Genomic DNA, 24,705 nt, shown 5'->3' with positions numbered 1-24,705 from the left:
GCTGTCAACGCCGAATCCCGCCACCGTCCACCCCCTCGCAGAGTTCCCGGAACGCCACCAGCCCCTCGGCCACCGACCGGCCTGGACGTCCCGGCGCCTCCGGCGTCGCCGAACGTTCCGCCATCGCGGCATCACCCACCGCGATGAGCAACCGGCGTTGTCGGCTCATCGCCACGCACATGCGGCTGTCGCTAAGCAGGTGCCCGTACCGCCGGACGGCCTCGGCGGGGTCGAGGGCGGACCTCGGTGGAGGGCTGCTCCGGGTCACCGACAGCAGAACGACGTCGAACTCCATGCCCTGAAAGGCGTCGACGGTGCCCACCCGGAGCCGCTGTCGGGGGACGGGCTCGGCGGTGTAGGCCATCGCCGGTACCGGTGCGAACCCTCCCTCGTCGTCCAGGACGGCCAGGCCCGCGTCGACCAGTTCGGTCTCCAGCAGGACCTGCTGCTCGCGGTAGAACGTGATCACGCCGAAGGTGAGCTGCCGGGACCGGTCCCGGTGGGCCAGCTCCCGCAGCTCCCGCACCAGCCGGGTCGCCTCCACCCGCCGGGTCCGGCTGAATCCGGTCCGTTCCTCGGCACCCGCCCTCAGCGGGACGTCGATCCAGCCCGCGACCTTCCCGGACCAGGGTCTGAGGTCGTGGGTCAGCTCCTGGGTGGAGGGGTGGGACTGGACCACGTCCGGGCCGCCGTAGAACACCGAGCTGACGAACCGCCCCAGGGCGGGGTGCATGCGGAACTGGGTGTCGAGCCGGACCGTCCGCACCGCGGGCCGCTCGCTCGCGAAGAGGTCGAACCAGCGTTCGAAGAGGCTCTGGGACAGCTCGGATCCGTCGAGTGAACGATTGCGGCGCAGCTCCCGCTCCACCTTCTGCTCCAGCATGTGCGGGAGCTGCTTGTGGTCGCCGACCAGGATGATCCGCCGGCGGGCGAAGGCCATCGGGATCATCAGGTCGAGCGGGTTGGCGCGGGCTGCTTCGTCGACGACGACGGTGTCGAAGACCGGCAACGGCGCGTCGAGCACCCGGGACATCTCGCGGGAGTCGGCGTGCTGCACGGTCGAGGCGAGCACCGCGTTATACCGGGCTAGGGTCCGCTCCACCAGGTCGAGGTCCTCCCGCAGGTCGTCTTGGTACGCGCGAAGCACCTCGACGGTGCTGTCGGTGGACGCGGCATGGACCTGGTGAACCGCGTCCGCGACCTCGATCAGCAGATCCTCGACGGCCGGGTCGTGCTGTGGGGCGTGGAGCAGGCCGGTGGCCGCTGCCAGCCGGTCGAGCAGCGCCAACCGCAGGTCCGCCAGATCGGGGAGGAGGGCCAGCTGGTTCGCGTCCTCGGTGGCGGCCCGCTCCAGGAGGACCCGGGCCGGCTCGTCCAGCACGTCGGTCAGCAGCCGGAGCGCGCTGCGCGCGCGCTCCGGGCCGTCGTCGGCGAAGGAGACCGGGGTGACGCGGATCGACCGGACGACCCGAGCCACCGCGGCCCGTTCCTCGTCCGTCAGCGTCCGGCCGAGCGTGCCGGTCACCTGCAGCTCCGCCAGCGTCCGGTCCAGCCGGCTCCGCAATCGGGCTGGCAACTCCGCCCCGGCCAGCCGCTTCGTCTCGGTCAGCAGGTTCGTCAGATCGGGCCCGGCGACGGGGTGCTGGCTGTACGCGGCCGCGAGCTGACGCAGCCGCACCACCCGGTCCCAGTCGGCCACCTCGGGACGGTGCCGGTCGAGGTGGCGGTCGACCGCGGCCACCGTCTCGTCCCGCCACTGTCGGGTGTTCTGCCGGTCCCGTTCTGGTTTGTTGCTCACCCGGGTCGGCGGCAGGCCCAGCCGCCGGGCCCGGCGGGCCACGTTGTCCACCGCGTCGTGTTGGACGCTGGAGAGCAGCGTCCGGTTCACCGCCACCGCCCGGTCGCCCAGCTCGTCGAGGCAGCGCAGGAGATCGGTGATGAAGCGGGTCTTGCCGGTGCCGGGTGGTCCCTGCACGAGGAGGACGTCGGGGGTGCGCAGTGCCATCCGGAGAGCGGCCCGCTGCACCTCCGTCGGTCGCTCGCCGGCGGCCGCGCCGATGACGCGGTCTACCGCCCGGTCGTGTGCCGGGTCGACGCGCGGCTGCGCGCCGGGCCGCGGGCGTCCCTCGATGAGCAGCCGCAGGCCGGGCAGTTCGGCCTGGTCGCTCTCGATTCGCTCCCGTGCGGTGTCCCGGCGCCGTAACCGGGACCGGTCGCCGGACAGCGAGCGGAATAGGTAGCCCGTCACGGGCGGCGGCTCGTCTCCGGTGACGTCGAGGTCCACCGTCCAGTTTCCCACCGCCACACCCCGGACCTCGCCGTGCACTCCCACGGCGGCGCGACCGCGTCCCTCCGCCAGCTCCGGGGGAAGGTCGCCCGCCGCTTCCAGTTCCAGCCGACCCGGGTACGCGTCCACCGCGCCGAGGAACCGTGCGGCCCGGTCGCCGGGATGGAGCTCGAATCGCCAGTCGCCTCGGGCGGTGACCTTGCACGACTGGAACTTCGCCCACCGCAGCCGAGTGGCCTCCTCGACCAGGGCCTCCCGCTCGATGTTGTTGTACGCCTGCCATAGGTCGAGGTAGGTGCGTCCGTCGGACTCGAGGCCGAGCAGTGCGGCCCGGATCGCCTCCGATGCGTCCGCTTCCGCGCCACGGTCGACGAACCGTACGTCCACCTCGCTCAGCCGGTGCCAGCGGCCGCGCCTCCGGGTGTCCGCGCCGGTCATGCGGGTGATCCGGAGTACGTTCCCGACCAGCGCGACGTCGGCGATCCAGCGGGTGCCGTGCAGCGTGAACGCGCTCCCGGCGGGCTGGTCGCGGGGCCCGCCGCTGTGCACGATCCGGTCCCGCGCGCCCCCGGCCGGCGGGGGCAGGCAGAACTCTTGTCGCAGCCAGTCCCGCACCTCGTTGAAGCCGGCGGTGCGCGCTCGGGCGGCGACGCGGACTTGCCCGGCGACTCGATCGTCGATGCCGATCTCCACCTGCGGGCCGAGGTCGGCAGTGGCGAAGCCGTGGCACTGGAGGTGCGCCTCGCGGTCGGTTGCGTGGGCGACCCAGGCCACGACGGTCTGTCCGGCCGCGGCGAGCCAGTCCCGGGCGTCCGGATTCGTCACTTGGGCCCGGAGGGGGCCGTGCTGGCGGCTTTGGTGCAGCGCCAGGTCGTAAGCGGCCGTCGCCGCGGGCAGGCGCACCTCGATCTCGCGATCCTGGCGGTCCTTCTCCGCGAGCGCCTTCAGCCAGGGCGGTACCACGGCGCCCATCACCGGGTGGACGCGGATCAGCCGGGTGTCGCCCACGGTCAGTTCGTCAGCGCGCATCGGGCGCCTCGACCGACTGCAGGACCAGGATCCGGTGTGGCCGTAATTCGGTGTCGAAGTGGATCCACCACGGAGCGCGCAGGTGCTCCACCGCGGCGGAGCCGGGAATGAGCTGGAGGCCGTTGCCGCCCTGCGGCGGCACGCGGCGCACCATCGACCGTCCACAATTGCGCACCCGGACCTCGGCGCCACCGTCCCACTCCATCCGGAGCAGCGCCACGGTTGGGTCCTCCGGGTGTCGTACCGCCGTGCGGTTCGTGACCAGGAGCGGCCGGTGCGCCTGCAGCACCAGCGTCAGGTCGTTCTGGGGGAGCAACGGTGGTGGCCCTTCAGTCAGGCGTGAGAACTGTTCGAGCACGGTGACCGTCAGCGCGGGCGGGCGGGCGGCCGAGCACCACGGGCAGGTGGGGTGCGCGGCGAGGAAGCTCTGGCCGCACGGGCAGACCAGGCAGCGGTCGGCGGCGGCGTGCAGGGCCGCCGCCCACTCCCCGGCGCCGGGGCGTGCCCACGGGTCGGTCATCCCATCCTCGAAGGTACGTCGGAACAGATCTCGCAGGCGCCGGGTGAGCACCCGGTCGGCCGGGTAGCCGAACCGGGTCCTGTTGCGATCGTCGGTGCAGTGGTCGATCCACGGCACCAGCCCGCGCTGGGCGTCGTCCTCCAGCTCGACCTCGCCCTCGTTGACGTAGTCGCCGATCAGCGGGTGATTCATGGTCAGGACCTCGTACGCGAGCACGGCGAACGAGTAGACGTCGCTGAAGACGGTGTTGCCGCTCTGCCCGCGCAGGAGCTCCGGTGCGGTGTAGAAGGGCGTTCCGAGCCGGCGGGCCGCCGTACTGCTCTCGGTCTGCAGGTTGTCCGCGTCGATCAGCCGGACTTCGTCGTATCCGAGGTCGGAGGAGACCAGCACGTTTCCCGGAGAGACATCGCTGTAGACGATTCCCCGATCGTGCAGGGTGGCGAGGACACCGGCGCACCGGGCGAGCAGGACGAGCCGGCGGCGTAGGCCACCACCGCCCAGGTACCATGCGTCTTCGTCCTGCTGCGGCGGGTCGCACAGCTCCCGCAGCGGAACCATGTCCTCCAACAGCTCCATGACGTAGCCGACATGCGGCGGCGCCAGTTGCTCCAGCGGGCGGCAGAGGGGAATGCCGTCCAGTGGCAGCCACCGGAGGCGGGCGAAGAGCTCGGCCATCCGATCCCGGCTGGATTCGTCGGAGGCGCACAGCTTCACAGCCAGGCCGCCGTACCGGGTGCGGAAGACCGCCCCTTCGCTGCCGCTTCCCAACTGGTTGTCGAGCAGGAGATCGAGGTGCAGGTTGTTGCTCGCGGCCCGGACACTGCTCGGCCACGCAGCGCCTTGCATGCTCAATCCAGATCCTCCAACCGGACGGCTCTCGGTGCGGTGCGCTGGTGCAGCTGTTCGGTCACCGTCGCGGTCACCCACCGGAACTGCGCCGGGATCTCGTGCACCTGGTCGCTCCGCAGCACGTCGGTGCCGGGAGTGCTGAACTGGGCCAACACCTCGTCGGCCTCCGAGGTCCGATCGACGCCGATCCCGATGGCCAGCCGCAGCGCCCGGGCACCCCACCGGGTGCCGAGCAATGCGGTCAGCGGACCCTGCCAGTCGTCTGTGGGTAGCCCGTCGGAGACCAGGACCAGGGTGGGCGGGAAGGACCGCTTCGGCACGGCGGTCGGGTCATCGAGCAGCATCCGGGCCAGGTCGAACGCACCACCCATCGGGGTCCTGCCCCGCGGTGTCAGCTCGGCCCACTGTGCCTGCGAGGCGCGGACCAGCGGCTGGTGCACGACGGCCTCGTCCCCGCCGAAGGCGATCACCGCTACGTGGATCTCTCCCCGCGTGGAGTCCTCTGCGGCGAACGCGTGCAGCATGCTCCGGATACTGCGATTGAGCACGTGAATCTTCTCGCCGTCCATGCTTCCGCTGATGTCGGCGAGAACGATCACTGGCATCGGCCGAGGCGGACGTCGCGATTGGTTCGCCAACACCTGCTGTTCGACGTCGAGGGTTGAGCCATATGCCGTCAGGTTCTCCGGCGTCACTACACCGGCTCCTCTCCAAAACCGCTCTGTACGGGTGCTCGTCGCGCGACCGAGCCAGTCAGGCTCTCAGGGGCCTTCCGACAGGTCAATATCCCGATCCTGCCGAAATGGACTGTGTCGGTATCCCGACAACCAACGGACTGTATCGAGGGCGTTGGGCGTGCTGCCGCCACGCTGATCCCGGGCAGCCAGGGAGCTAGCCCTTTGGCGGTCTTTAGCTGTTGCTGGTTCCGCACGGCCCTTCCATACTCGGTCGGTTCTTCTGTTAGCTGGCGGAACAATCGTGGGATGCTGTCGTACGCCGTGGTTGCGGCATGGAGCCGATGACAGGGACGAGTGAACTCTGGTGATCCATCCCGACGACCTGCCCCGGTGGCGGCGTAAGCTCGATCAGATCGAGGCGGCCGTGGACCTCGACGAGGAAGTGAAGCAGCGCTGGGCCAAGGCGGACGAGCTGCGGCCCACCCGGGATGCCGAGGCCCGCAATCTGGTTTCGGAGCTCATCGCCACCCGGGATTTCGCGGCGTTCCGGGCAGGCTCGGACAAGTGGTCGCGCCAGGAGGGTCCGTACAACGCCTTCTCGGGATTCGGTCAGATGTGGCTCAACCAGGTCGCCAACAACCTGCCCGATGACCCCGAAGCGCTGAACGTGCTGGTCCGCGCCTTCACCACGCCGGCCACCATGGGTGAGGCGCGCTCCCGGTTTGCCGAGGTCGAGCGGGTGACCCGGGACCTGGCGAGCAAGGGGCAACCGGCCGTCGGGCGGATCCCGTACGTCTTGTCGGTGTTCTGGTCGACCGACGATGTGCAGCCGGGCTGGCCGGTGATGTGGAAGAGCGCGCCGGAGCGGATGTGGGCGCTGGGTTGGCTACGGACGTGGGAGAACGCCGACCGCTACCTGGCGGTGGTTGATGCGGCACGCGCGTTCTATCCCGACGATGTCCACCGGTTCGAGCGATTGATGTGGTTCCTATCCGAGCGCCAAGGGTTCGTAGGAGTCAACCCCGCCGTGCGGGAGATGTGCGACGAGGCCGCCGGCATCATGGCCACCTACGAAATGGGCGCGCGCTACCCGGACGAGGAACGTTCGAGTCGAGCAGCCGCTCTCGCCGCCCAACTCAAGGGCGAGCTGCACGTCGCCGCCACGGGCCTTCTGGCGGACTTACGGGCCGCCACGGGACTCGAGCTGGAGACCTCGCAACCGCAGGACCGGATAGCCTCTGACAAGGCGGCTGCGTATCGCGCGGACGCCTACGCCACTTGGTCGCTGCCCGGGGCGGTATCCGCGGCCGGCCTACGGCTGTGGGCCACGCGTTCGGGGCTCGCGTTCGGCCTATATGACTGGCGGAACCAGGGCGCCGGCGCGGAGCTTGCCACGGGTCCGCTCCCAGCCGGTCACCGGTTCTTCGAGATCCGGCCCCACCTCACCGGAGACCGGCTCGTTCCGGTCGACGCCGATCCGGGTGGGAGCACGTTCGTGGGGAAGTGGTGGCCTTGGTCCGAGGTTCCCCAGGGCGTCGCTCTGAGGGACGTGATACTCGAGGAGGTGGGTCGGCTCAAGCCTCTGGTGAGGCTGGTCGCCGGCCAGGGAGAGGCCGCGCCGGCGAAGACCCCCCAGGGGGAGAACCTGGCGGCGGCGCTCGCCAGGTTCAAAGCTGAGCGTCCTTATCCGAACGACAAGGACGAGTGGCATGCCGAACAGCGACATCAGTTCGCTGAGGCCCTCTCACCCGAGAACCTGACCATCTTTGACCTGGACCGGTTCCGGCTGCTCGTCAACGGCAAGCGCTACGGCAACCCGGGTCCCCAGTCGGTACTCAACGCCAGCCTTTCGGGCATGGACTCGGTCGCTCTCGACGCCTTCGCCAACAAACTGCGTGAGATCCTCTTCGGTGATGGGGATGTCGCCACCCGCATCGACCGAGGCCTGGATTGGAAAGACCTCGGCACGAAAGGGCTGGGCGAGAGCGTGCTGCTGAAGCTGTTCGCCGTCACCGACCCCCGGCGGTTCCTGCCGATCTTCCCGCTGACGGGTCCGATGGGGAAGATCGCCGTGCTTCGCCGGTTCGGGCTTGCGGAGCCGGACGGCGCGCTGAGCCGCGGTCAGCAGCACGTCGAGGCGAACGATCGGCTGCGGGCAACCCTCGAGCAGTCGCTGTCCGGCGATCCCTGGGGGCAGGGCCAGTTCGCCTACTGGATGCTCAACCATGACGCCGTGGAGCCGGTCGAGGAGGAAGACCGCATCGCCCGGACCGCGCAGGATCTCCTTTTACCCGAGCTGTTCCTGCGCGAGCTCGCTGAGCTGCTCCACGAGAAGGGGCAACTCATCTTCTACGGCCCTCCGGGCACCGGCAAGACCTACCTGGCGGACCGGCTCGCCGGCGCCTTGCAGCAGGACCCGGAAAGGCGGATGCTCGTCCAATTCCATCCGTCCACCTCTTATGAGGACTTCTTCGAGGGTTACCGGCCACGCACCGATGAACGGGGGCAGTTGACCTACGAGCTTCGCTCTGGGCCGCTCGCCCTGATGGCGGAGAAGGCGGAGAGCAACCCGGGCGTGCCGCACTACCTGATCATCGATGAAATCAATCGCGCCAACCTGCCGCGTGTCTTCGGCGAACTGCTGTTCCTGCTGGAATACCGGAACAAGGCCGTACGCACCGCCTACCGGCCCGACGAACCATTCGAGTTGCCACGCAATCTCTTCTTCATCGGGACCATGAACACCGCTGACAGGTCGATCGCGATGGTGGATGCAGCCCTGCGCCGACGGTTCCATTTCATCCCGTTCATGCCGCACGAGGGAGCGATGCGGTCGCTGCTCGCCGACTGGTTGAAGAAGAACGGGGAGCCGGTGTGGGTCGCCGGACTGGTGGATCAGGTAAACGAGCGGCTCCGGGTCCTGCTGAAGGGGCCGCACCTCCAGGTCGGTCACAGCCACTTCATGAGACAAGGCCTCACCGACGAGCGACTCGCACGCATCTGGGAGTACGACGTCTACCCCTTCATCGAGGACCAGTTGTACGGGCGGCCCGACCAGCTGGAGCAGTTCGCTTGGGCAAAGGTGCATGCCGCGTACGGGCGGTCCGCCGCCTCGGGGAACGCGGCCGTAGATCCCACCTCGGACGATTCCGATGAGTCTTCCTTCTGAATCTCAGGTCGCCGGCGTAGTAAGGCTTCGCGAGTACGAGACCTCGCCGCGGCCCGTAGCTCTCGACGCCGCGGAGGTGTCCCTGCTCCGCGGTCTCCCCGGCGGCCGCCTCGAACTCACCCCGTCGGACGAGCCCGGTTCGTACTTCCTCCAGGCCACCTCCTGGGTGGGCGCCGTGGTCTTACCTCGGCTGACCATCCAGATCCTGCCCAAGGTGCGGGACCTGCGGACCGTTCTGACCATGTTCACCTCCGGCGCAGGCCTGGTCGAGTGGGGAACCGACGCTGCGGCGTACAACCGGAGTGACTTCGTCGAAGGCGTCGCGGAACTGGTACTACGGGCGATCAACGGGGCGACCCGCCGAGGCCTCGTCCACGGCTACCGTGCTGTCGACCAGCGACTCCCGGTGATCCGCGGACGCATGGATGTCCAGCAGTTGGCCGCACGGCCGTGGGACTCCTGGCCAGTGCCGTGCCGCTTCGACGACTTCACTGAGGATATCCCCGAGAACAGGATTCTGCTGGCGGCCGTTCGGCATGTCGTGCGGTGGCCAGTAGGCCCCGTCCTGCGTCGCATGGCCGGTGAGCTGCTCCAGCGCCTCGAAGGAGTGGGTGACTCGCCGGTCGCGCTGACCGAGTACGACCTGATCCGGCGAACACCACTCAATGAGCACTACCAACCGGCTCTTGCCCTTGCTCGACTGGTCCTCGAGGGCTTCGGCCTCACCCAGGGCGCGGGTGGACTGACAGCGCACAGCTTCCTAGTCGACATGAACAAGCTATTCGAGAAGTGGATCGGGGACGAGCTACGCGCAAGGCTCTACCCCACGATCGAGGTCCTCGAGCAGTTGGCCGTTCCCTTGAGTGTCTCACCACGCGTCACCATGAACCCCGACCTGCTCTTCCTGCGGGGCGCGGAGGCCGTTTTCGTTGCGGACGTCAAGTACAAGCTGACGGGGGGAGGCCTAGCGCGTACCAGCGACTACTACCAGCTGCTGGCCTACACCACAGCCCTGCGACTACCGCGCGGGATGCTGATTTACTGCCGTGCTGACCTCGCTCCGGACCGAGTCATCACAGTGGTCGGGGGCAACCAGCGCCTGCACACCCATCCCGTGGATCTGAGTGGGTCGTCGGAAATGGTGGTCGAGGCGCTTGACGTGGTCGCGGAATCGATCAGAAAGCTGACCTGACGGCCGTTCATCGCCAAACTCGACTGGCTCGTCGTTGAGAAGGTGACCTACACGGAAGTCGAGATCGCCGTCGGAAGTTGGTTGCAGGGCGAGTCTGCAGCGGTATCTCCGATCTGTTAGAGGGCGGTTCGGAGTGTTAGGTCCGTTTCTGGCTGAGGGTGAATACTCCGGGTTCGTCTTCGGTGAGGACGTGGCGGTTGACCATGCGTTTCAGCTTGGCGCGGGTGCCTTCGACGTTCTTCGGTGAGGGTTCGACGCCGAGGGCGAGGCAGATGCCTTTGGCGCGCATGCCGGCGGGCGCGGTGCCAAGGATGTGCAGGATCTGCTGGTAGGGCCCGCTGGCGATCGTCGGGTCGTCGGCGGTGAACTCGTCGGCGGCGAGAGTGCGCAGGGTGGTGCGGGTGGTCGCGAGGTCGGCCAGTTCGCCGTCGAGGCGGGCGAGTTCGCCGGTCAGTGCGGTGATCTGCTCGCGGAGCCGGTCGGCGCGTTGGCGTGCGGTGGTCTCCCGGTCGGTGATCAGGTCGAGGACGGTGGGAAGGTTCACCGGTGCCGCCAGGAGGGTGTGCTGGTCCCGGTCAGCCGCCGCACGATGTTCGCCGTCGACGCCCACAGGGTTCGTGACACCGAGGACTCTGGGCGGCTCTCGTACTCGCGCACGAGGCGGCGGTGCAGCATCAGCGTGCCGTTGACCTGCTCGACGATCCACCGCTTACGGATCGGCACGAACCCGGGCCGGGTGTCGGAGCGTTTGACGACCTCGACGTCGACCCCGAGGACGGCGCCGTGCAGGGCGAGGTCCTGTTTGAACCCGGCGTCGACCCAGGCGCGGCTCACCGTCGGGGTGTGTGCGACGACTTTGTCGAGCAGCCGGATGCCGATGGTGTTGTCGGTGACCGACGCCGCGGTGACCACGACCGCGATGACCAGCCCCAACGCGTCCACTGCCAGGCCCCGCTTACGCCCGGACACCTTCTTGGCCGCGTCCTTGCCGGTCGTCGCGGCCGGAATGTGGTTCGCCGCCCTGATCGACTGGGTGTCCAACACGACCGCGCTCGGATCCTCCCGACGACCGACTTTTTCCCTGGCCTGGCAGCGCAGCAGATCGTGGATCACCTGGTCAGTGCCGTCGTCACGCCACAGGGCGAAGTAGTAGTAGGTGGCCGACTTCGGCGGCAGGTCGTGCGGCAGGTACGCCCACTGACAACCGGTCCGATTCTGGTAGAAGATCGCGTTCACGATCTCCCGCAGGTCGTAGTCACCCTCACGACCAGACACCGACACCGCGACCCGCTTGGCCTTCCACGCCTGCAGAAACGGTCCAATCAGCTCCCACTGCTCGTCGCTGACGTCACTGGGATACGGTTTTCGATCACCCATGACCGGGCTAACGCCGCAGCCGCCTCACAGTCACGACCAAGACTCACATCCCATAGATCGACCTGGTGCTGTAACAACAGCGAACCCGCCGGAAGGCCGCCAACCGGACGCAATGCATTAGACCAGATCAAGTTACTGCGGACCGCCCTCTTAGACAGCGACTGCTCGTGATCCTCGAAGACTGCGGGCTGTTTGGACCGGCCACCCCGCCCAACCCTGGCCGCCCCTGAGCTTGGATCGACACATGTTCCCAGACTGCTTTGTGAGTCACCACTGGAATCCATGGCTGAACAGCGCGCAAGTCGTCGATACGGGGCACAGGCGCTGCGGCTATCGTCGGCGGTCGATAATCACCTCGTCGTCGTCGATGCGCGGCGACTGTGGGGCCGCGGTATCGATCACCCCTCGGACACTATCTAGTACATGATCCACTCGGGGTCGCCTGAGCGGACACCGTGCGGGTCGTCGGCCGGTAGGTCAGGGCGATCCCTAGTTCGCGGTAGATCAATGCCTTGTCGGTGGGGTCGGCGTCGCGGAGCACGGTGGTGGATGTTTCCCAGGGTTTCCACTGTGTGGCGGATCTCGTCCGGGGTCATGGTCTGGCGTCCGGTGAGTCGGCGCAGGGTTGCTTCGGCGGTGACCTGTTCGGCGTGGACATCGGTGATCCAGCGGCTGACGATGGTGGGGTCGGTGCCGCTGTCGAGTGCGGCGCGGTAGCGGTCCAGGCGGGTGGTGCAGGTGGCGAGGGTCTCGCGGGCTGCTTTGATCGCTTGTTGGTCGGCGTCGTGGTGTTGTGCGTTGGCCATGGCCTGGATGGTTTCGGTGAGTCGGGTGGGTGTGAAGGCTCGGGCGAGCCACGGGTCGAGTTGTTCGAGGATGTGGTCCTCGCGGACGTAGATGCTGCGGGGGTGCGCGACGCGGTTGGTGTCGGCGTACTCGGCGGGGTAGGTGCAGCGGTAGTTGTTGCGGTCGTTGTTGAAGCTGCCGACCATGCGTCGTTGGCAGATGCCGCAGTGCAGCAGGCCTGCCAGTTGGTAGTTGCGTTTGCTGGCCCGCGGCTTGCGGATCCCGTCGGGGCGTTTTCCGGCGGTGGCGATGAGGGCTTGTACGCGGGCGAAGGTCGCGTCGTCGACCAGTGGCTCGTGTGCCAGGGCGCCGGAGTAGATCCAGTCCTCGGCCGGGTTCCAGCGCATCTTTGTTTCGTGTCCGAGGGCGACGTCGTCGACGTCGAGGAGGATCTCGGTCTTGCGTTGTTTGTTCCAGACCTGGCGGCCGGTGTAGCGGGGGTTGGTCAGGATGACCCGGATGGCGCTCTTGCTCCATGCGGTGGTGTTGCGGTGCGGGTTGCGTCGTCGGTCGTAGGCCGAGGGGGACAGGACGCCGTCGCGGGTGAGTCCTTCGGCGATGGCGAGGAGGCCGTTACCGGCGAGGTACTCGGTGTAGATGCGTGCGACGACGGGCGCGGTGAGCGGATCGGGTTCCAGGCGGTGCAGTCGCCGCCCGTCGGCCGCTTTGCTCGGGTTCGGGTGGGGACCGGCATCGGCGAGCCGGTAGCCGTAGGGCGGGCGTCCACCGAGGAACCGTCCCTCGGTGGCGGCCTGAGCGGCCATGGCGCTGCGTACACGTAGCTTGATGCGGTTGCGTTCGCCCTTGCTCATGCCGCCGTAGAGGGCCATGACGAGGTCGTGGGCGTCGCTGCCCGGGTCGACTGCGCCGCCGACCTCGGGCACCCATAGCGCCACCTGGTAGTGCTCGAACAGTGGGAAGGTGAGCCCGAACTGGTTGCCGTAGAAGGCGCGTTGTGGCTCACCGATGACTACGGCGTCGAAGCCGCGCCGTGGGTCGCGTAGCGCGGCGAGCAGGCGAGCCGCTTCGGGGCGACGTTTCCATGGCAATGAGCGGGACAGTCCGATGTCGAAGAACTCGGCGACCACCTGCCCGCCTACCGGCTCGATCAGCGCCCGTGACCGTGCAAGTTGCCAGGCTCGGGACGCTTCCGGATCCGGGAAGGCGAACTCGAACGTGGGTAGATCTGCGGTCACTGGAGGAGACTAACGAGAGATGATCGTCGTCTGCGAGCCGATTGTGCGGTCCTTACGAGCAGTGTTGACGTCGCGGATCGACTCCCCGTGGCCAGCCGTCGTGACATGGCTGGCCACGACACACTCGATCTCCGGCGCTACACGCTCATGCCGCACCGAGCGCATGGCAGCGTCCCCGCCAGGGTGGTGCAGGTGCCGATGCTGGGGCATTCGGTCCTTCCGGCCCCGGCCACCATCAGCCCGGAACCTACGATGGTCTCGATGACCATTCCCGAACGGCGACACGACGACGTGCCCACCGACGAAGCCCGCGTCGACGAGGCTCTGCGGCTGCTCTCCGGCGTGCCGGTCGAGCTCAACGCTGCCGTCAAGCGGCTCAGCCGGGGCAGCGGTGTCTACGCCTGGTGGGCTGCCCCGTCGGTCCTGCCCGATCTCCCCGGGCTGCCGAATGAGAACGTCCCGTCGTTACGGCTGCTGTATCTCGGACGGGCGACCAGCCTGCGAGGGCGGATTCTGCGCAACCATCTGAGGCGTTCGGGCAGCTCGACGCTGCGCCGTACCCTGGCCGGGCTTCTGGTGTCCGAGAGATACCGAACGACCTGGACCGACCGGGTCGTCCTGGTCCCCGAGGACGAGGCGCGGCTGACCACGTGGATGCACACACACCTGCGCTTGACGTGGGCGCAGGACCCGGAACCGACGACCATCGAGACCGAACTCGTCCGGCGTATGCACCCGCCGCTGAACGTCCACGGCGTCGCCCCCGAACACATCCAGCCGGCCGTTGTCGCCGCCAAGAACTCATACAACGCCAGCAGCCGCCCGGCCGAGCCTCCGCCAACGCCGTAACTGGTGAGCCGACATGCGGACGGGTACGGCTTTCGCGCTCATGCCGCGGTCACGTCGAGGTGCGTGTACTCGGACGTGTTCGACTATGTTACGAAGTCGTCTGCGCGCGGGTCGGCATCCCATCCAAGCCGAGCCAGTTCCCGAAGGACTGCGCGCGCACGAGGAGTCCAGAAAAGCAGAACGTGATCACGTTCTGCGGTCCTGAAGGACACCGCGAGTGCAAGGGCCCAATGCCTGCCCACGATCGGCCCGTGTGGCAATGCGGTCACCTCAGCGTGTTGCAGCACCTCGGAGCCGGCCCGCGACGAAAGAGTCAATGTGCTGTCCTCGACCCAGAGGCATACTGACGGCCAGCGCATCCGCTTGACGACGGGCAGTGAATCGCCGCGGGTGAAGTCACGACGATCGACATAGGTAAGTCCACCGCGTGCCAGCAAGGTCTTGGAAGCCATCGCGGGATGATATGCCTACAGCCCGATAGCTCGACGCGCGCCGGCGAGCCTCAGCGGTTCCGCAGGAACCTTCATGGTCAGCGGTACGGATCAAGTAGCGGCCGAGCGGGGGCGCTGGTTAGGCATTCTGCTCGTCAAACGGCTCGTCACTCCACCGCCACCACGCCTCGTCGCCATCGAGGTGAAGAAGAAACTCAGGAACCTCCTGGCCATCCGGGTACCGAAGCGTCACGGCGTTCCGGACGGCCTCGTACGCGCGCTCCCAGGACTCGACATCCTCATCGATGCCATCGAGCAGCCGCAGTTCCTCGGCGAACAGCGGCCGAAGCTCCGCCAGTCCGTCTCTCGGTTCGACACGAGCGTTCAACCACGGGAAGTCGCCACCGTTCACCACGAGCTCAGCAAGTACCCCGCCGTCGTCGCGTCGTTGCAGCGTCCAGGCACCACCGTAACGATCAATCATGATCACCACATTAGCGACCGTAGAAGCGTCTCTGCTGACCTGCCCGGCTTCGACACGGTCACACCTCCGGCCAGCAAATGCACGCTTCTGCCGCGAGCCGGGCGCTACGCAGCGTCCCGACGAGTCAGCCCGGGTTCCTTACGGACGTGGCCGATGAGCGGATGCTGGCCCGGTCAGGTGCTCGCAGGATTGCTTAGCCCGTCGGGGTGTCGGCCCGTTGAACGTCACCGAGCAGCAGGCGGGCACGTGGCGAACAACGCTCCAGTCGGTCTTTGGGGAGCGGTCAAGGTTCTTGGCAAACCAGTGCCGGCGGTCTTCGTGTTCCCGCCGCAATTGGATGAGGTTAAGGTCCACGCCAGGTAGTCCACGGCGGTGTTCCAGCTCCTCGATCCGCTGTCCCATGGTGTCCATCAGCTCGCGGTTGAGGGTGTGCACGGCCTCAAGGTACGCGGTAGTCGGGACGCTGAGCCGGACTGTGGGGTCGGCGGTGAAACCGATCTCGCCATCGTCCTCGTGCCGCCAATCCATGGTGATCTCGTCGCGACCGCCGCGGATGGTACGCCAGAACCGGATCTTGGGAGGATTGCGCAGGTAACCGAAGTCCAGGTTGTGCTCGCCGTGCCAAACCGCGGCCGTGACGACTGGATGGTCGGGCGCGTCCGCGTTCCCGTCGTCAGACCGTTCCTCATCCGGTTCGGCCACGAACTCGAGCGGGTCACACGTCCACTGCGCGGCGTCGGAGGCGATGAACGGCTGTAGATCGTCGGGTATCGGCTCCAGCACTTCGGGAGTAAGAACAATGACGTCTTCCCAGAGCCGGGCCAGGTAGTAGTCGATGTAGGGATGCGGGTGAACTTGCCGGGTACGGCGCAGCAGCTCCTGCCTGCCCGCTTCGAGCCAGTACCAGCCCTCGGTGAGCCCGAACCAGTGAAGCCTCGGCTGGTCACTGCCCCACGGCGACACCTCGTCCAGTGGGTACAGCTCGAACCGGAACCTGATCATTGCGGCAGTATCCCCTGACGTCCGGCGGTCGATGGAGAGCCCGGATCTGCCGCGATAACGTGCGCCTGATCAAACGGGACGCCAGCGGCTCAGACGCCATGGCTCGCCAGTGGTGTACGGCTCTGGCTCGCCTGATACGGCCAGAGCAAGCCCGGAATCGGTGGTCAGGTGCAGCCCGCCGTCTTCGTCGATCCACGCGATGTCGATCGTTGTGTCGTTGAGTGCAGCGGCTGTGGTCAGCCAACGGATGTCGTTCTCTACGCCGCCGCCGCTGGTGGAGGTGGTTGCCTCGATGGTCCAGAAAGCGTCGATGTACAGGCGAGTCTCCTGGGCGGGTGCGGATCGGTTGTCGCAGAGCCCGACGAACGGCCATGTCTGCCGAACTCCGATCTCCACCACGAAGGAGCCCACGATCTGTTCTACATCCATGAGCACATGATTCTGCACCTGGTCACCGGCACACTGATCTGCCGCGTCGTGCGCGTCGGCTGTCGTCGCTTCTGAGCAACGGTGACCGACGCTCAGCGCCACGCTGGGGGTTGGTCCGCTCAGCCAGCGGTCGGCAGCGGCGGAAGGCCCAGCATGGCGAGGAAGCGGTCGGTCTTGAGTTCGACGAAGACGTTCGCGTCGTCGTGATCTTCGTCTTCCTCCTCGTCAGGGTTGCTGTCGTCCGGGCCGAGGTCTTCGGCGAGGTATGACCGAAGACTGGCAGTCTTGGCATCACGGTCCGCGGGGGCTTGACCCCTGGTCCTGGACACGGGGTTATGCGGCCGCGGCCAGCGTAGCTGGCGCCGTCCGGGTGCTCTTCTCGTAGGTGATCGGTGATTGCTGTCCGAGCCGTGAGTGGCGTCGGACGGTGTTGTAGCGGTGCAGCCAGCGGAACGCGGTCAGTCGTGCTTCGCGTTCGTCGGTGAAGGCGCGGCGGCCTTGCAGGGTTTCGCGTTTGAAGGTGGCGTTGAACGACTCCGCGGCGGCGTTGTCGGCGGAGCTGCCGACCGCGCTCATCGACTGCCGGACCCCGGCTGCGGTGCAGGCCTCGGCGAAGGCCCGGGAGGTGTACTGGGCTCCGTGATCGGTGTGCATGATCGCCCCGTGCAGACTGCCCCGGGTGCGCTGGGCGGCGTTCAGGGCGTCGATGACCAGGTCGGTGCGCATGTGATCGGCGATCGCCCAGCCCGCGAGGCGCCGGGAGTGCAGGTCCAAGACGGTAGCCAGATAGAGGAAACCGCGATCTCCGACCGGCAGGTAGGTGATGTCACCGACGTAGCGTTGATTCGGCCGGCCGGCGGTGAAGTCCCGGCCGATCAGGTCCACGGCCTTCGCCGCAGCCGGATCCGGCACCGTCGTCCGCACTCGTCGGCGTAGCCGTAGTCCTTGCACGCCGAAGCGGCGCATCACCCGCGCGACCCGCTTACGGTTGACCGGCAGCCCGACATCCCGGAGTTCGGCGGTGATCCGCGGCGCCCCATAAGTGCCGTCGTGCTCGGCGTGCACCGCCCGGATCCGACCCACCAGAGCCACATCCGCGGCCTGGCGGGCGGCCCGCGCGTCGGCGGCCGATCGCCAGTAGTAGAAGCTCGAGCGGGACACCCCGATGACCTGACACAACCGCTTCACGCCGTAGCGTGCCTGGTGGTCGGCGACGAACTGGAAGCGGTTCACCAGCGCGTCTCCCCGGCGAAATACCGGGCCGCCTTCCGCAGAATGTCCCGCTCCTCCTCCAACTCCCGGACCCGCCGCCGCAACGCCGCGTTCTCGTCCTCCACCGAGCCAGCCGCCGGCGACGCCGCCGGTCCGCCCGACGCTCCCCGGCGCTGATCATCGGCGCGGACCCAACTGCGCAACGTCTCCCGGTTGATCCCAAGGTCATCAGCGACCTGCGCGATCGTCGCCCCCGGCCGAGACCGGTACAACGCGACCGCGTCGGCCTTGAACTCTGCGGGGTAGTGCTTCATCACCATCTGTCAGGGACTCCTGATCTCCCCGGACCATCACGATCCAAGGCTCAAGTGTCCAAGACCAGGGGGCAACTCCCGCGTCCGTGGCGCCGTCCTGTTGGCCTGCCCACCAGGCGGCGAGGCCTGCGGCCTCCGGGTGCGTGTCTGTCGGGAGCGACGCGTTCGGGTTCTCAAAGTATGTGCGGGGTGTGAAGCCGAGGTAGGCAACGCCACTGCCGGGCCCGTTGGGGTGGTACGTGATCGTGGCGATGTCGCTGTCGTGGATGTCGACGTGCAGCCAGTACTCCGTATCCGGCGGGGCGATGCTGTCAAAGTCTGCGTCAATCCAGGATTGCCCGTCGAACAAGAACGCGCCGAAGTAGCCCATGCCGCCTGTCTCCCGGAAAAGCCCGCGCCAGCGGGTCAGACGACGCGATGATCCCACATATCGCATCGGCGGCCATGATCGGGCACGCGCAGACCGAGTGTCGTTACGAGGCGGACGAGATCGTAGGCCCGCGCCAGGTCGTCACCCCACGACATGGCGTGGTCACGCTCGAACGCCCGATACAGTCGGTCGCGGACCGTCTCGCTGCGCAGCCAGGCGGCCAGCGTGGCCGGCCTCTGGTCCGCGAGGTTGAGTCTGTTCACAGTGTCGGCCAGGTGGCGGTCTGCCGCCGAGCTGTGCGTGACGTCCCAGATACCGAGGAATCGCGTGACGCTTTCACCGCCGGCGACGACCGCGTCGAGGAAGGTGGTCGGGTCGAGGAACGATCCGACTTGCGACGGGTACGTCGCCAGCAATGACCGCCACACCGCATTCAGGTAGCCGTCAATGGCGTCCTGCTCGGCTCCGGGCCACGTGCGCCACTGCTCGCGACGCAGCTTGCCCAACATGATCGCTGGGTCGAGTTCCGTGGAGGTGGCCAAGCGCCCCAGCAGCAGGGGCAGCAGACTCTTCAGGTCGTCACGGCTGCCGACCGTATTGCCGAGGCTGATGGCCAAAGAGAACAAGTCATGACCGTCGATCGGCACCTGCCCCCGGCAATGCGGGCAGCCATCGAGCACCGCCCTGTCCGGGTACCGGACGAACGCATCCCGGAGTCGTGCTACCGCCACAATCAGATCGCCGTCCACCGGCCGATCCTCGCAGCCCGCACCGGCTCAACATCGGCGACCTCGGCGAAGAACACGGCCACCGCCTCTTGCGCGGGGACCACGCTTGATCAGATGCACGCACATGCCGCTGAGCGAGTGCTTGTGTGCGGTGGTCAGCTGGCTGAGCGTTCCCACGGGCGCTCAATCCACGGATTGTTGTCGAGGTAGGCCGCGAGCCTGGGAAAACGCTGCCTCGTAGTGGTCTCGTCGGTCAGGTCGACCGGAGTTCCGACGGGTGCGCCGGTTCCGGAAGGCCCATCGATTGCGAAGGGAACCCCGGTTACCGCGATGTACGCGTCGAGTGGGAGGCCGCAAAACCAGTCGGTCCGAGCGTTATGCCGGTCGGGCGCCAACTCGACAAGGCTGTCAGGGTCGTCTTGAACGCGCTGCATGGTTGACCGCCCGTGTGACACGATCCAGTCCTGCACCGCGAGGAAGTCGTCATCGTCGACAGTACCCAGCAGCAGTGTCGCGGCGTCCCGGATTGGCCAGCGGTAGAGCTCGTCTTGGGCCTGGTACCAGAGTTCCTCGAACTGTTCGATCTGGTCCGGGGGCAACGCGCGGAGGCGACGGAGGAGCGCCTGGGCGACGCGTTCGGTGTCACTGCCGACCTCACCCCGGGCACCTTCGACGATGCGCCAGAAGTCCGCCCGCTCCACTGCCAGACCGTACCAAGTCGCTCGGCGCCGTCGGGTGTCGGCACGATGAGACTCGCGAGGCCTACCGGTAGGCCAGAACCGGCATGATTCAAGATGGGCATCCGGATCTGCCGCGAGCCCCGCGCTACGCAGCGTCCCGCTGAGCCGGCCCGGGTTTTCGTCCGGACGTAGCCGGGATGAGGATGCTTCCTTCGGTGTCGGGATGAAACCGTGGCAATGCTTAATCTTGGTAACGTCGGCGCCCTTCGGAGGAGGTGGGCGTGACCGACGTTGCTGTTGGGGGATCCTGTCGTAGCCATGCGGCGGTGGTCGCGGCTGCCGCTGTCGCGCTTGGCCTGCTCGCGTTCGCGGCCGACTCCGTTGCGGGCGGTGTGGGGCAGGTCTTGATCGCGCTGACCAGCAGCGGTTTCGCTTGGGGCTTGGCGGCGTTCCTGGTCGGCCGTTCTGCTGCCACGGCCTGGCGAGGGCTGGCAGGCCGTGATATTGGCACCACCCTGGCAGCTGTGGACAGTGTCCGATCCGTACCAAGCAGAATTCTTCCGCGGCGTTGTGGTCGGGGAACTCGTCAAGATCGTGCTTCCGATCGTCGTCCTGGCCTGGCTGGGTACAGCGCACCGCCTCTGGCGCGTGTGGCCGACGCTGCTTACCGCAGCCATCGCAAGCGGTGCCCTGAGTGCGGCGCTGTGGTACGTGCTCTACGCCGCAGCACACAGCATCTGAACGCGCCGGCCAGACCGCAGGCGCAGGGCGGTTAGGTGCGTTAGGCATCCTGATCTGCCGCTCCGAGTGGACTGGTGTTCATCACAAGTGGTGACGCCAGGTCAGTTGGAGTCCGGCCCTGATCGCTACTCGAATGCCGTTGCGCGTAGGGCGCCGGACCGGAGGCCATGATCATCGATCTCGACCGGGTGCCGTCGGAGACGCACCTAGCCACGTTGCTGGGCATTGTCGTGCTGCGGCTGGCGGCTGCCTCTACAGACTCCCCGAGTCGGGCCAATTCGACCAATGAGTGTTGGGTGGCCTGCTGGGCGCGTACCGCGCTACATCGCCGGTCGTCAGGACGTCCGCGATCTGGCGGAATGTCTCCGACGCACTCGGCCGCATCCCGTCGGTGAGATCGGGGTGGTGCCACTGGTCAAGTCGGAGCACTTCAGGCAGGTCGGCGGGATACGCCGGCGCAGTTCCGCGTCCTTTGCGAGCAGCAACTCGCGGTAGTCGGGTACGAGCCGGCGAAGGACGTCAACCAGTTCCTCGCCCGGCTCGGCAGCCACCGAGATCGCCTGACCACGAACCACGATCGGGCCGCCCCGGTAGATCTCGGGCTCGTCGTGCTCGATGTCGTCCCAGTTGTCGACGCGATCAAGGAAGTCGCCGTTGTCGTAGCCAGGCGCGCCCTGGGTCAGGCAGTTGCCGAAGACGTGCAGCACGTCGGTGAGATTGCCGGCTCGTGGCGAATACCCGACCGCCTCAACGACGAGCGCCCACCGGCGGGCGTCATGATATGCATGCAGCCGGACGTCAACCCCGTAGTAGTAACCGTTGTCAAGGTCCGGAAACAGGAACTCCTCGGCGGCGGCATCAAGCTGCTGCAGGACATCGGCAGGGCGCATCACCGAGAGAGCCTAGCCGTGAGTCCGCGCACGACTGGGGTTCACCACTTCGCTGCCAACACTGCATGATCTGACGCACTGATCTGCCGCCGAGCGTTCGTCGCAGAAGGTGACGTCGGCACCCGGCCGCGGTGGCGTCCGGACGTAGTCATGACGGGCTGGCCTGCGGCAGCGCCCAGGATTAGGCTCTCCATGTGCCGGCGCTCATCGAGGTCGTGTCCGTCATCGATGCAGCCCCGAGTGCGGTGTTCGACCTGACACTCGACGTGGACGTCCACGCCGCGTCTCTACCCGCCAGCGGGGAGACGGCCACGACCAGCACCGGACGACGTCAACTCGCACTGGGCGACGAGGTCACCTTTCATGCCCGCCATCTCGGACTGCGCTGGCACATGACCAGCCGGGTCACCGCCTATGAACGGCCGTACCGCTTCGTTGACGAGCAGACGCAGGGCCCCTTCCGTTCCCTGCGCCACGAGCACCAGTTCCAGGACGTCAACGGCGTACGCACGCAGATGACCGACCGTATGACCGTCACCGCGCCCTTCGGGCCGCTGGGCGCAGTGGTGCCTGGGCTCTCATCGCCCCGTATCTACGCAGCATGTTGAGGCACCGGGCAGCTCACATCGCATACATAGCCCAAACCCGCGAACCGTCGCTCGTGCCGAGCCCGGGGCGGTTCGCCTTCCGGTCAGTCGGACGTCGATACAGCTGTCGCAATGTTCAGCGCGGGCGTCGTGCAACAGTGCCTGGATCCGCCGCGACGGGCGCGTTCGACCGCTCACTGGTGTCCGCGAATCCCCGAAGTCGAAGGCAAAGGTGCCCGCCTCGATGCGGTCGATGAGCTCGCCGACGTCATCGGCTTGTCGGATCGCGCTGTCCCATCCGCTGCTGGCGATGTCGACCAGCATCACCGGTCCGGGGTCGCTGCGTAGGTCGAGCACGAGCTGTTCACGGGATCCGTCACCGCCGATGATCGCGATGCCGGGGTGAAGGGAGGTGCTCTCGTCCCAGGCGTGGTGCAGCTCAAGCATCTCGCGTGGCGTGTTGAGCCAAACATAGGCATCGCCTGTCATCCACCCTCGCCGGAACCACGACTCACCTTGCAGGTAGGCACGCCACGCGGCCGGTAGCGCCCTGCCCAGCGCGTCGTGGGCCTCGGTGAACTCCTGATCGCTAACGGGACCACGGTAGTCAGCCTCCTCCCTGATCACGCCGGCGATGTGAGCGTTGAGGTCGGCAAGCTCCTCGGCGGGGATCCAGTACTCCAGCACGTCACGGCCACCAGCCTGGTGAACCTCGTAACGGTCCAGGTACGCACGCTGGACCTCGAACCGGGTCACGTAGCCGACGCCACCGGCAGGGACATTCCACTCGCGGGTGATCTTTGTGGCGTACCAACGGTTGAGTACCGGGTAGAAGATCGGCTGGTCCGGCAGGCGTGGTGGCCAAGTCCGCCATCCGGACGCCGCGACAAGGTCGAGTTCGGCCTGCCCGGTGGGCCGCCACAGGGTGATCGTGTCGGAGGCGTCGATGGGCCTGCTCCCTGCAACGATGGGTGTCGCGTGATCGTGGCGAGCCACGTCTGCAACTTTCTGATGCAGTCGGCCCCGGACGTTACCGTGGTCCCTTGGTCAGGTGGATTACCCATGGAACCGGGTGCACGGATCTAGCCGCGATCCGCGGTCTGTGGGGACTGAGCCTGCGTCAGACGGCGCCAGTGCTGATGAGCTGTCATCGTTCCTGTGCTGGGCGGCTGCCGGCGAAGGCAACGTCCGTCTGCCGCCGTCGCCAGCCCGCATGTTGCGGGAGGGGACGCGGGTGCGGACGACTGGGATCATGGGCCGATGATGCATTCGTTCCATCTCGCGCTGCTTCCGCCGGTCTTGACCTTGCGCACACTGCGTCGCAGGCCTCGGGCTGCTGGGTTGCGGCACGCCGAGTGCCTCGCGCTCATGCGACTCGGCTCCCCGGCGTTGTCGGTGGAACGGATGCATCTGCGACGCCTTGCGATGTTCGCCGAATGGGACGACGAATCGGCGTTGGAGCGGTTCCTCGCAGACGACGATCTAGGGCGGCAGCTCGACAGCGGATGGCATGTGCGATTGCAGTACCTGCGGCGTTACGGCCAGGTGGCCGCCCTCGCTGGCCTGCCGGTGCAGGCCGGCCGGTCGGATCCGCAGGAGCCAATTGTGGCCGTCACCCTCGCCCGGCTCAAGGTTCTCGAACTACCCCGGTTCCTGAAGTGGGGGCGGCCCGTCGAACGCTTGGTCGCCGGCCACCCCGGCACCACGTTCGCCACCGCAGCGGTACGCCCGCCCCACACATTCTCCACCTTTACGATCTGGCGCAGCGTCCGCGAGATGACCGACATGGTTCACGGCCGCAGCGCCGTCCCACAGGCCCATACACACACCGTCGCCATGGCTGAACAGCATCGCCGGGACTTCCACCACGAATCCACCTTCATGCGGTTCCGCCCATTGTCCGAACATGGAACCTGGGAGGGGCGCACCCTTCTCCCCTGAGCGACTCGAGAACCACGCCTGATCAGATGCACGCACATGCCGCCATCGGGTCTCTATGGGCGTCGCGGTTTCCCGACAGGCGTAGGCGTGGCGCTGAGGAGCCCCAACGCTGGTGGCTACCCGTCAACCAGGTGGTGGGAGGAGATCGATTTCCTGATTGCCGGTGGTCGCGGATGTCCGGCATGGTGACCGTCATGGACGCCGAGGAACTGATTGCGCATCATCCGCGGGTCTTCCACACGATGTCGGCGACCGCGTGGCCATCGGTGCAACGACACGGCCTCCTGTCCACGCAGCAACTGATCGATCTGTTCAACCTCGACGCCGTCGAGCGTGACCGACTCCTGAGCGCCCCTCGCCAGCGGTCCACCGTTCTCCGCGCGCCTGGCCTGCCGCCTGCCGTGATCCGCGATCAGAAGCCGATGAAGTTCATCGCGGAGAAGATTGATCCGAACTCCTCGCTGGCCGCGTACCTCGCGGCCATCAACTCCCGGGTCTTCTTCTGGGCCAGCGCTCAGCGACTGGACCGGCTGCGTCAAGCGAAGGAGTACCGCACCGAGGACCAGGTGGTCCTGCACGTCGACACCCGCGCCCTCGTCGAGCGACACGGACCACGCATCGAACTCTGCCGGCTCAACTCGGGGGCCGTGACGCAGAAGAACCACCCCCTGCGCGGGCATCGATCCTGGCTGCCGATCTCCGAATACCCCTACGCCGAGTACCGCCGCCGGTATGGCCGCGATGGCGCCTTGGTCGAGGTCACCGTGGTGGACGCCGTCCCTGACATCCTCGACCTGATCGACAAGATCGAAGGCGCCATCGACTGAGACCCACACCCATCGAAGCCCTCGATCAACCTTGATATCCGGTCAGGCCGCTGGTCGCTTGCCGGTGACGTCGGTACC

Annotated in this window: 21 protein-coding genes and 2 pseudogenes; 7 read left to right on the top strand and 16 right to left on the bottom strand. The window is 67.3% G+C overall.

Features of this window, described 5'->3' with window-relative positions; genetic code table 11:
- Window positions 1–4 precede the first annotated feature (4 nt).
- Genes ENC19_RS16675 through ENC19_RS16665 form a run of 3 tightly spaced genes read right to left on the bottom strand, consistent with a single transcriptional unit; the run spans window position 5 to window position 5,290 of the window.
- On the bottom strand, window positions 5–3,316 hold the full coding sequence (locus ENC19_RS16675; RefSeq protein ID WP_164448083.1) for a DEAD/DEAH box helicase: 3,312 nt from the start codon (window positions 3,314–3,316) through the stop codon (window positions 5–7).
- Window positions 3,306–4,682 (bottom strand): protein kinase domain-containing protein, encoded by a 1,377-nt coding sequence (locus ENC19_RS16670; RefSeq protein WP_164448082.1) that lies wholly within the window; start codon window positions 4,680–4,682, stop codon window positions 3,306–3,308. Before ENC19_RS16670 ends, ENC19_RS16675 begins: the two co-directional genes overlap by 11 nt.
- A 2-nt stretch (window positions 4,683–4,684) precedes the next feature.
- The gene (locus ENC19_RS16665; protein ID WP_164448081.1) at window positions 4,685–5,290 is read right to left on the bottom strand and encodes a vWA domain-containing protein; all 606 of its coding nucleotides are present in this window, start codon (window positions 5,288–5,290) and stop codon (window positions 4,685–4,687) included.
- A gap of 436 nt (window positions 5,291–5,726) precedes the next feature.
- On the opposite strand from ENC19_RS16665, the gene ENC19_RS31435 reads away from it, so the two are divergent.
- Together ENC19_RS31435 and ENC19_RS16655 are read left to right on the top strand one after the other, a co-directional pair.
- On the top strand, window positions 5,727–8,531 hold the full coding sequence (locus tag ENC19_RS31435; protein WP_208020933.1) for an McrB family protein: 2,805 nt from the start codon (window positions 5,727–5,729) through the stop codon (window positions 8,529–8,531).
- Entirely contained in the window at window positions 8,515–9,723 is a 1,209-nt protein-coding gene (locus tag ENC19_RS16655; protein WP_164448080.1) for an McrC family protein, read from the top strand. The genes ENC19_RS31435 and ENC19_RS16655 overlap by 17 nt, the downstream gene beginning before the upstream one ends.
- A 136-nt stretch (window positions 9,724–9,859) precedes the next feature.
- On the opposite strand, the gene ENC19_RS16650 is transcribed toward ENC19_RS16655, so the two are convergent.
- The 3 genes from ENC19_RS16650 to ENC19_RS16640 form a co-directional block, all read right to left on the bottom strand.
- Window positions 9,860–10,267 (bottom strand): hypothetical protein, encoded by a 408-nt coding sequence (locus ENC19_RS16650; protein ID WP_164446304.1) that lies wholly within the window; start codon window positions 10,265–10,267, stop codon window positions 9,860–9,862.
- Window positions 10,264–11,100 (bottom strand): IS5 family transposase, encoded by an 837-nt coding sequence (locus ENC19_RS16645; protein ID WP_164448035.1) that lies wholly within the window; start codon window positions 11,098–11,100, stop codon window positions 10,264–10,266. Before ENC19_RS16645 ends, ENC19_RS16650 begins: the two co-directional genes overlap by 4 nt.
- A 416-nt stretch (window positions 11,101–11,516) precedes the next feature.
- On the bottom strand, window positions 11,517–13,142 hold the full coding sequence (locus tag ENC19_RS16640) for a recombinase family protein (RefSeq protein ID WP_208020932.1): 1,626 nt from the start codon (window positions 13,140–13,142) through the stop codon (window positions 11,517–11,519).
- A gap of 105 nt (window positions 13,143–13,247) precedes the next feature.
- Here ENC19_RS16640 and ENC19_RS16635 point away from each other — a divergent pair, with 105 nt between their 5' ends.
- The gene (locus ENC19_RS16635; RefSeq protein WP_235944844.1) at window positions 13,248–13,991 is read left to right on the top strand and encodes a GIY-YIG nuclease family protein; all 744 of its coding nucleotides are present in this window, start codon (window positions 13,248–13,250) and stop codon (window positions 13,989–13,991) included.
- Between the two features lie 83 nt (window positions 13,992–14,074).
- On the opposite strand, the gene ENC19_RS16630 is transcribed toward ENC19_RS16635, so the two are convergent.
- The 8 genes from ENC19_RS16630 to ENC19_RS30310 form a co-directional block, all read right to left on the bottom strand.
- Window positions 14,075–14,443 carry a hypothetical protein gene (locus ENC19_RS16630; RefSeq protein WP_164448079.1) on the bottom strand — a complete coding sequence of 123 codons (369 nt, stop codon included), beginning with the start codon at window positions 14,441–14,443 and terminating at the stop codon, window positions 14,075–14,077.
- Window positions 14,444–14,561: 118 nt separating this feature from the next.
- Window positions 14,562–14,906, bottom strand: a complete 345-nt coding sequence (locus ENC19_RS16625; protein ID WP_164448367.1) for a hypothetical protein — start codon at window positions 14,904–14,906, stop codon at window positions 14,562–14,564.
- A gap of 138 nt (window positions 14,907–15,044) precedes the next feature.
- Window positions 15,045–15,908: a DUF5984 family protein gene (locus ENC19_RS16620; RefSeq protein ID WP_164448078.1), complete on the bottom strand. Its 864-nt coding sequence runs from the start codon at window positions 15,906–15,908 to the stop codon at window positions 15,045–15,047.
- 69 nt (window positions 15,909–15,977) lie between these two features.
- A complete protein-coding gene (locus ENC19_RS16615) occupies window positions 15,978–16,439 on the bottom strand; it encodes a hypothetical protein (RefSeq protein ID WP_164448077.1) in 462 nt (153 codons plus the stop codon).
- Window positions 16,440–16,456: 17 nt separating this feature from the next.
- Window positions 16,457–16,666 carry a hypothetical protein gene (locus ENC19_RS16610; RefSeq protein ID WP_164448076.1) on the bottom strand — a complete coding sequence of 70 codons (210 nt, stop codon included), beginning with the start codon at window positions 16,664–16,666 and terminating at the stop codon, window positions 16,457–16,459.
- Window positions 16,667–16,670: 4 nt separating this feature from the next.
- Window positions 16,671–17,869, bottom strand: a protein-coding gene (locus ENC19_RS16605) for an IS3 family transposase (protein ID WP_164448075.1) whose coding sequence is annotated in 2 segments (ribosomal slippage) — window positions 16,671–17,581 and window positions 17,581–17,869 — 1,200 coding nt in all. Because the reading frame shifts where the segments join, the coding sequence is not laid out codon by codon here.
- A gap of 399 nt (window positions 17,870–18,268) precedes the next feature.
- Window positions 18,269–18,982 (bottom strand): hypothetical protein, encoded by a 714-nt coding sequence (locus tag ENC19_RS16600; RefSeq protein WP_164448074.1) that lies wholly within the window; start codon window positions 18,980–18,982, stop codon window positions 18,269–18,271.
- A gap of 134 nt (window positions 18,983–19,116) precedes the next feature.
- Window positions 19,117–19,662: a DUF4240 domain-containing protein gene (locus ENC19_RS30310; RefSeq protein ID WP_309245957.1), complete on the bottom strand. Its 546-nt coding sequence runs from the start codon at window positions 19,660–19,662 to the stop codon at window positions 19,117–19,119.
- A gap of 510 nt (window positions 19,663–20,172) precedes the next feature.
- Here ENC19_RS30310 and ENC19_RS30305 point away from each other — a divergent pair.
- On the top strand, window positions 20,173–20,382 hold the full coding sequence (locus tag ENC19_RS30305; protein ID WP_235944843.1) for a hypothetical protein: 210 nt from the start codon (window positions 20,173–20,175) through the stop codon (window positions 20,380–20,382).
- 252 nt (window positions 20,383–20,634) lie between these two features.
- On the opposite strand, the pseudogene ENC19_RS16590 reads toward ENC19_RS30305, so the two are convergent.
- Window positions 20,635–21,272: pseudogene (locus tag ENC19_RS16590) on the bottom strand (DUF7003 family protein).
- A 194-nt stretch (window positions 21,273–21,466) separates the two neighbouring features.
- Between ENC19_RS16590 and ENC19_RS29555 the strand changes: the two are divergent.
- Window positions 21,467–21,880 (top strand): SRPBCC family protein, encoded by a 414-nt coding sequence (locus tag ENC19_RS29555; protein ID WP_208020931.1) that lies wholly within the window; start codon window positions 21,467–21,469, stop codon window positions 21,878–21,880.
- Window positions 21,881–22,459: 579 nt separating this feature from the next.
- On the opposite strand, the pseudogene ENC19_RS16580 reads toward ENC19_RS29555, so the two are convergent.
- Window positions 22,460–22,807 (bottom strand): annotated as a pseudogene (locus ENC19_RS16580) (ADP-ribosylation/crystallin J1); the annotation flags it as partial.
- A gap of 456 nt (window positions 22,808–23,263) precedes the next feature.
- Between ENC19_RS16580 and ENC19_RS16575 the strand changes: the two are divergent.
- Window positions 23,264–23,800: a hypothetical protein gene (locus tag ENC19_RS16575; RefSeq protein ID WP_235944841.1), complete on the top strand. Its 537-nt coding sequence runs from the start codon at window positions 23,264–23,266 to the stop codon at window positions 23,798–23,800.
- A gap of 194 nt (window positions 23,801–23,994) precedes the next feature.
- Window positions 23,995–24,627, top strand: a complete 633-nt coding sequence (locus tag ENC19_RS16570) for a DUF7002 family protein (RefSeq protein WP_164448072.1) — start codon at window positions 23,995–23,997, stop codon at window positions 24,625–24,627.
- The last annotated feature ends 78 nt before the right edge of the window (window positions 24,628–24,705 follow it).

Origin of the sequence: Verrucosispora sioxanthis (assembly GCF_010560025.1) — a bacterium.
GTDB classification, from domain to species: domain Bacteria; phylum Actinomycetota; class Actinomycetes; order Mycobacteriales; family Micromonosporaceae; genus Micromonospora; species Micromonospora palythoicola.
Note: the sequence above shows the minus strand (reverse complement) of the source record. Positions and strands in the feature narration are given on the sequence as shown.

Excerpts from the sequence above, each read along its gene's own strand:
- ENC19_RS16665 (WP_164448081.1), bottom strand. The coding sequence starts at position 5,290 with ATGCCAGTGATCGTTCTCGCCGACATCAGCGGAAGCATGGACGGCGAG.
- ENC19_RS16570 (WP_164448072.1), top strand. The coding sequence starts at position 23,995 with ATGGACGCCGAGGAACTGATTGCGCATCATCCGCGGGTCTTCCACACG.
- ENC19_RS16675 (WP_164448083.1), bottom strand. The coding sequence starts at position 3,316 with ATGCGCGCTGACGAACTGACCGTGGGCGACACCCGGCTGATCCGCGTC.
- ENC19_RS16575 (WP_235944841.1), top strand. The coding sequence starts at position 23,264 with ATGCATCTGCGACGCCTTGCGATGTTCGCCGAATGGGACGACGAATCG.
- ENC19_RS16620 (WP_164448078.1), bottom strand. The coding sequence starts at position 15,908 with ATGATCAGGTTCCGGTTCGAGCTGTACCCACTGGACGAGGTGTCGCCG.
- ENC19_RS16655 (WP_164448080.1), top strand. The coding sequence starts at position 8,515 with ATGAGTCTTCCTTCTGAATCTCAGGTCGCCGGCGTAGTAAGGCTTCGC.
- ENC19_RS16625 (WP_164448367.1), bottom strand. The coding sequence starts at position 14,906 with ATGATTGATCGTTACGGTGGTGCCTGGACGCTGCAACGACGCGACGAC.
- ENC19_RS16645 (WP_164448035.1), bottom strand. The coding sequence starts at position 11,100 with ATGGGTGATCGAAAACCGTATCCCAGTGACGTCAGCGACGAGCAGTGG.
- ENC19_RS16630 (WP_164448079.1), bottom strand. The coding sequence starts at position 14,443 with ATGGCTTCCAAGACCTTGCTGGCACGCGGTGGACTTACCTATGTCGAT.
- ENC19_RS16670 (WP_164448082.1), bottom strand. The coding sequence starts at position 4,682 with ATGCAAGGCGCTGCGTGGCCGAGCAGTGTCCGGGCCGCGAGCAACAAC.
- ENC19_RS16635 (WP_235944844.1), top strand. The coding sequence starts at position 13,248 with ATGGCTGGCCACGACACACTCGATCTCCGGCGCTACACGCTCATGCCG.